This window comes from Burkholderia sp. MSMB1498 (genome assembly GCF_001526245.1).
GTDB classification, from domain to species: domain Bacteria; phylum Pseudomonadota; class Gammaproteobacteria; order Burkholderiales; family Burkholderiaceae; genus Burkholderia; species Burkholderia savannae.
In genome coordinates this window covers 1-6,653 of record NZ_LOYJ01000131.1, presented here as the reverse complement: position 1 = coordinate 6,653, position 6,653 = coordinate 1, and the positions used below count along the sequence as shown (strand labels likewise).

The 6,653-nt window shown below is 52.2% G+C and carries 4 protein-coding genes and 3 pseudogenes; 2 read left to right on the top strand and 5 right to left on the bottom strand.

What is annotated here, in order from left to right:
• Positions 1 to 166 precede the first annotated feature (166 nt).
• The 3 genes from WS91_RS35265 to WS91_RS35255 form a co-directional block, all read right to left on the bottom strand.
• Complete coding sequence (locus WS91_RS35265; protein WP_082717728.1) at positions 167 to 619, bottom strand: lytic transglycosylase domain-containing protein; 453 nt, start codon at positions 617 to 619, stop codon at positions 167 to 169.
• A gap of 277 nt (positions 620 to 896) precedes the next feature.
• Positions 897 to 1,805, bottom strand: coding sequence for a winged helix-turn-helix domain-containing protein (locus tag WS91_RS35260; protein ID WP_226377342.1), 909 nt, complete (start codon positions 1,803 to 1,805; stop codon positions 897 to 899).
• Positions 1,806 to 2,204: 399 nt separating this feature from the next.
• Positions 2,205 to 4,922, bottom strand: a complete 2,718-nt coding sequence (locus tag WS91_RS35255) for a YadA-like family protein (protein ID WP_231752121.1) — start codon at positions 4,920 to 4,922, stop codon at positions 2,205 to 2,207.
• 818 nt (positions 4,923 to 5,740) lie between these two features.
• Between WS91_RS35255 and WS91_RS31225 the strand changes: the two genes are divergently transcribed.
• Positions 5,741 to 6,001: a hypothetical protein gene (locus WS91_RS31225; protein ID WP_045598729.1), complete on the top strand. Its 261-nt coding sequence runs from the start codon at positions 5,741 to 5,743 to the stop codon at positions 5,999 to 6,001.
• 9 nt (positions 6,002 to 6,010) lie between these two features.
• Here the strand turns inward: WS91_RS31225 and WS91_RS38280 are convergent.
• Positions 6,011 to 6,118: pseudogene (locus WS91_RS38280) on the bottom strand (transposase domain-containing protein); the annotation flags it as partial.
• Positions 6,119 to 6,143: 25 nt separating this feature from the next.
• On the opposite strand from WS91_RS38280, the pseudogene WS91_RS38275 reads away from it, so the two are divergent.
• Positions 6,144 to 6,347 (top strand): annotated as a pseudogene (locus WS91_RS38275) (IS701 family transposase); the annotation flags it as partial.
• Positions 6,348 to 6,386: 39 nt separating this feature from the next.
• On the opposite strand, the pseudogene WS91_RS31220 reads toward WS91_RS38275, so the two are convergent.
• Positions 6,387 to 6,578: pseudogene (locus WS91_RS31220) on the bottom strand (integrase core domain-containing protein); the annotation flags it as partial.
• Positions 6,579 to 6,653: the final 75 nt, after the last annotated feature.

The following is a 6,653-nucleotide window of genomic DNA, read 5'->3' as shown; positions in this document are numbered from 1 at the left end:
TGCTTTGAACGCCGCTGAGTGCGTCCGTCGGGTTCTCTTCGTCATCTTTCGGGTTCCTTTGCCAGCATTATCGCTGGTTCAGGCCCCGGCCAAACCACTTATCCGACTGTCCGAATTTGCGCGGCCACCTCCGCATACATAAAGGATGCGTGGAATGAAGGCAAGGTCACATGTTCGGTTGTCTCACGCACCACGGGCGACGCACGTAGATTTCATGGATCGCTCTCGCGTATTCCGAGCCAAATTTCCTGGTATGCGAATGATATTCGCCGACCGCAGCCCATGTATTGCCATATCGATCAATTTTCTCACGTAGCAACGAAGCACCGACATCGGCGTTAACTGATGCGTTGACAAGTCGACTTCGGTCAATCCCACGCGCCCTCAGTGCATGCAGATGAATCGAATTGATTTGCATTAAACCAATATCAACTGAACCATTAGAATTTCGATGGATTGCATCAGGATTCAAGCGAGATTCATAATAGCCTATCGAGCGTAGCAGGTCTGGATTAATGTGATAGCGCAAGGCAGCAACATCAATGTAATCCGCGCGAACTGGCACTGGAAAAGTTGCCGCGCACATGATACAGGCCCAGACCACCTTGACCGCTTGCATGCGCCAGTCCCGCTCACAGTATTTTTTCTTGATGCAATCAAACAATTTTACTCTCCCCGCCTCATTGCTTCATTCGCAGATCTTCAGCACGGTTTTTCACGAAAATCCATCGGCACTGATTTTTTATCTGGAGTGACTCCCGCGATAGATGCGCCACTACTGATAATAATCTCCGCGCAGCAATTTCAATTAAACCAGTTAAAAATAAACAAATCAATCAATCTTCACTAAAATTGCCAGATTTATCGCAACATAAATATATCACATGAATAAATCACTAAGTTGCCGAATTTACGAAAAATGCTCGAGACAAGGTTCGCCAAAAATCCACAACTTGCAACCCTCCTCGGTTAGAGATCGTATTTCCCGTCATACGGGGTCCATTCAAGAAATATGTTTTGCATGACTCCGGGTGCATAGAAATTGATCTTGGGCAAATGGCCAACCAGTTACCACTCCGCAGTCCGATCCGATAGACGTATGTGCCCTGCGGCGGTGCAATATCAAGCGTCTTCGGCAGGTCGCTTTGTTCGATGTCGCCGATTGATAAATAGTGGACGCCGCCAATAATTTTCTGGAGAGTGAACTGATGAGCCTGTTCATATTTAGTGAAGGTTTTCCATGAAAACATTCCAAACCATGTCGCAATGATTGTGCAAACCAAGATATATACCAACGATCTAACCGGACTTGTTCGCATGCCTGGCGGCGTCACAAGAAATGATCCAGTGAAATCCGATGGATTCGATTCCGTCTCGATTGAATCGCACGTTGGCTGTTGCAATATCGCCGTCGACACCATTTTCGATTCCATTGTTACCGATCGAATTGGAGTGGCAGCAATATCGTCGTACTGCCCTGGAGCATTAAGTGGCTCTACAGCGCCAACAAATTTCAACCCGATCCGCGGGAGAGTTTTGATGAGACTTCCCGAGATGCCTTGATCCTGGAGCTTCACACGCAATGCGCGCACAAGTTGATAATAACTGCCATCCGTCACGAACATGCCTTTACTTTCCCACACCCGCGAGATAATGGCCTGCTTAGTGGCCATACCCTCCAGCAGGATCAAAAGTAATTCCGTCTCGTTAGCAGTCAACTGAGTTATGGTCACCTCCCCCGAAAGAGTCATTAGCTGACTATCGAAGATTAATCGGCGCTCAATCAGACATTTCTTCAAATCCATGTGCCCACCATTCATCAATCATTTCACAGAACAATATATTTCTTTAAATAAAGATAAATAACGCAAACTCCATAATATTGAAGATGCCATCAAGATGAGACCCTCGATCAATCTCGACACCAATTGGATGATGGCGCCAATTTTATAAATCAACGTACAACATATTAATAAACATTTAAAAATGCGAAGCGTATTTCACACCCCCACAATCAGACCTCTTCGTTAATTCGACAAATTCGATAAATTCACGTAAATATTTTTGCTTGCACAAATCAATTTATACACCCGAGCAGCAAACGTCCGCAGGAGAAAACTCAATCTATCTCAGGTCAGCTCCACTTATCCGACTGCCCGAATCCGAGCAGCCACTTCTCAAGACCACATTCCTTTCTTCGTGGATTACCACTGATAAGAGGCACCCGCACCAACGGTAGTCCCGCCACTAGAGATTCCTACCCCGATTTTCATCTTCAAATTCGCAGTGATTCGGGCCTCTCCGCCCATTGCCACTGCCTGATAGCCACGGTAAGTCGCTCCGCCAATACCGAATGACAGTGTTTTGCCAGGATCTACGCCAGGAATCATAGTCAGTGCCGTTGCGGCTGCGATACCGGAGTACGCGTTGCGAGATACGTCGTTCATCTGGCTTTGCAAGCCTCCAACCGCTCGATCAAGCTGACCTTTAGTTGCCGCGTCAGTTGCGTTGACGCCGTCAGCGACGTTCACGAGCCGACGCTCACTGCCGTCAGTGCCGAACGAAACGGTATTCGCTTCCGTAGCCACCGAACCCTGACCGATTGCCACTGAATTGCCCGCGCCGGATACTACGCTGGCACCCTGACCAACAGCAGTACTGCCGTTACCCGCGGCGTCTGTATTGGCACCGATTGCAGTACCATTTTCGCCAACTACGCTGGAGTTCGCACCGATAGCCGTACCGTTATTCGCGCCGTTTCCTACTGCCGAACCGGTCCCTGCCGCTACGTTGCCCGTACCGTTACCCGCATTCGCGGGCGTAATAGCACCATCATCCCCCCCGGTGCCGGCAATCATGTCATTACTGCCAGTATCAGTGCCGCCGTTTCCAGATTCCAGGTTAGTCACACGGTTATCCAAATTGGTCACCTGGTCCTGAAGCTGAGACAATTGCCCATAGTTGACCGCGTCATACTGGTTCTTGCCATCCGCTACGTTGGCGAGCGTGACCGGCGTCGGCGCACCAGTACCGCCCAACGTAACGCTCGTGTGATCCGCATTATCGTAAACTACGCCCATCGGGTCGTTTGAACCACCCGCTACCGCAGCATTTAGCGCGTCCTGGACCGAAGCGTACCGGTTGCCGTTCACAGTCAGCGAAGTGTCGATCGTTCCGTCCGCGTTGACTTTCGACTCGTCACTCAGCGCCGCCGCCTCGCTTTGCTGAGAACGGTATAGTTGCTCGCCATTTACCGCATCGGTGCTATCAGCCGCCAGATTCCCATCCTTGACATTGTGCAGCGCCACCGGCACACCTTGTTCGCCGAACGTGACGGAACTGCGGTCCACTTGCCCGTCTTTACTGTCGTACTCCACCGCATTGGCCGGAGTGAGACCAGCCGCCTTCAACTGTGCGACATTCACCGCATCATTATCGTCCTCGCCTGCCTTCACGCCGCTGATCTTCCGATCACCTTCCGTGCCGGAAATACTCACCGTCGTACCACCCAGTGCCTGGGCCACCGTAATCACTTGGGTGTCGGCATCCCGCTGCACCAAACCGATTTCACCATCGTTGATCTGGTTGGTGATGTTAGTAATGCTTTTCTCGATGTTGGCGTTGGTCGCGTACAATTGCCCGCCATTTACCGCATCGGTGCTATCGGCCGCCAGATTCCCATCCTTGACATTGTGCAGCGCCACCGGCACACCTTGTTCGCCGAACGTGACGGAACTGCGGTCCACTTGCCCGTCTTTACTGTCGTACTCCACCGCATTGGCCGCGCTGCCTCCACTATTAGCGGCCGCCTCCAGTGCGTCGCCGACGTTGGTGTAAGTCTCGCCGTCGATCGTGTACACCGGTGCTGTCACCGAGCCATCGACTTGGACGGTCACGCCCCCACCCAGCGCATTAGCCACACCTTTGAGCTGCGACACGTTCACTACATCAGCCTCACCGGTCCCCGCCGCAACATTCACAATCCGGCGTTTGATGACATCGTCTCCATTGCTTCCGTCGTTTCCAACCGAAACCGTATCGACTTCAGAAGCAACTGAATCCATGCCGAGCGCAATACCTCCGTCTCCTGTTACGCTGCTACCGAACCCTATGGCTACGCTGCCCATTGAACCTGCTGTCGCCATTGCGCCCATTGCAATATTGCCCATCCCATCGTCGGCATCCTTAGCTTCCCCACCGATGGCAATACCCAAGTTGGACGACACCGCCAAGTCCCCTATTGAAATGCCGCCTATAGTCTCAGATTTCTCGCCAAGCGCGATCGCACTACCCGGAGCTAACGGAAACGACAAAGACGTAGCTTTTGCGAAGGCGCCTATCGCTATCGCACCTAGGTTTTCCACGCGGGTCGCAACGGGCGTATCACCTGAGACACCGCCCATACCCGGATCAATCGAAAGATAATCTTCAACATTCGAGCCGCGGTACCCTGGACCATTTAATAAACTGTTTCCACGCCCGAGTGCCGATACAGAACGCTGCCCAATGGCTTCCACGTTCGATTTGCTCGCGTCAATGTCCGAAATATCGGAACTTAGCCAGAGCTGATCGACGCGCCTCCCTGCATCTTTGGACGACGTCAGGCTTTCGGATGCGCCGTTGTTGCCACCTGTAGTCGGAATTTCGTCGCAACGTACGACTGCCGCTTTCTCCACCTTCGGATCCGCATTCGCAGAAACTTTGTGATCAACAAGCAATTCATTGGCAATACATCGTGTGCGCTCTCCGATCGCTTCCGGTTGACTCTTCGCCCAAGCGTGCCAAGGGAAAGCAATCGCGCACACCACGGACGCAATGGCGACATTCCGGCCACCACGCCGCGTACGCCCCTTTGCCATTTCAGATGCCACGCAAAGCAAACCCGAAGCACGATTCCAAACAATTCCGTATGCTCTATTCACTTTCCACTCCGAGTTGAAAACTATACTTTTATGCCGATCCATTTCTAGGAGCCGACGTCAACTAAACCTTCATAAATATCAATATTCACCACCGAATCTATAACCACGCCAAGAACGACAGTAAAATATATAAAATTCCACCAACCTAAAAATACAATACGAATCCACTTCACCCATCTCAATAAGATGCATCCCAATTATTCTCGGATAAATCTGAGTTCAATTTCATGCAGGATAGCAGCGCGTCATACTGACGCATCGCCGTCCTCGAAATCGACGTTCATCGAATTTGAAAATCATGAGAAAGGTTCTCTATGACGACCTTGAATAATATGAAGCCATCGAGTCGACGCCGAACAGCGTGAAACGCCTTTCTGGGCCGGGCCGCAATCAGAAATCGGCACTATGCAACTTGCATGATTTACGCTGACCCATTCCGTGTCAGAATATCTTTCTCCCCAAGAGTCCATAATCCCGTGACGATAAAGAATGCATGAATTTTCGCGTTATGGTCAGATATTCGAGGACGAAGCGATTCCACGATTGTTGCCGCCGGAGAGCGTAGCAGTCGAAAACACTGCACAAAGATCCGTATGGGTGTTGACACACTGGAGCGCAGTACTACAGCCGTATATTTTTACTATACCTATATGAATAAGGACTACTACACGTTTAGACTATGCATTCGACTGCAAGAGAGCGTGGGAGCTTGAATTGGAAGTACTGTAAGCGCTAAATCCGCCACACGTCGTTAGGTGACGTGTTACCGGGTAACATGTTTCGAATCGATAGTTACCGGGTAACGAAGGAGATGCGAGATGACGCAAACGACGGCGCAGCGGCAGGCGGCTTATCGGGCAAGGCGCGAGACGGCAGGCAAGGACGGCAACGGTGATCGACGTCTGGATATGTGGGTGAGCACGGAAGCGTATCTTGCTCTGACGCGGTTAGCTCGCCGTTACTCGGTAACGAAGCGCCAGATGCTGGAACGGTTGATCGCGCGGGCAGACGACGCGATTGTGCGCCGACTCGATCCCGATTCGGAACAGTGGGACCAATACTTCGGCCCAGCGCGGTAGCGATCGGAGTTACCCGGTAACGGCTTGCTGTCGAGCGAAGTTGAACGGTAGCAGGTCGCCAATATCGGCATCCGGTGCGCGCTGCGGCAATTCGGTCAGCACGTGCAGCAGATAGGCAGCTTTCGATTCTAGGTGGGGTTAAATTCGCGCTTACGAAGTACTGTACCAGCGGCTGGGGGAACTGTTCAGGCGTCCAGAGCCCCGAGAGCGGTCGCTCGCGTACCTGAAGGGCCTGCTGGGTACAGTCGAACGCAAGAACGGCTGGCAACTCGCCAAATGAATCGGCGAAGCGAGACCCGATGGCGTACAGCACCTGCTGGAGCGGGCGCAGCGGGACGCTGATGCCACTGGACTTGCCCCTGCATGACCGGACACGCGGTCACGCTTAGGTTGGAGAATTTGCTTGCTGGCGAAACTCGCGCGGCGAGCGGTATTTCAAGGCGCTGTGCGGATGCGACTCGTTGTAGTGGTCGAACGCAATGGCCAGGTTCTGCAGCGCCGTTCGGGCGTCGGGCTTGGGCATCCACGAAACGTAATCACGCTTCATCGTCTTGACGAAGCTCTCGGCCATCCCATTATCGTAAGTCAGCAACTGCTTGTCGTGACGACGGTTGCACGGCCGTAACGGTCGAGATCACCCATCCCTTTCACC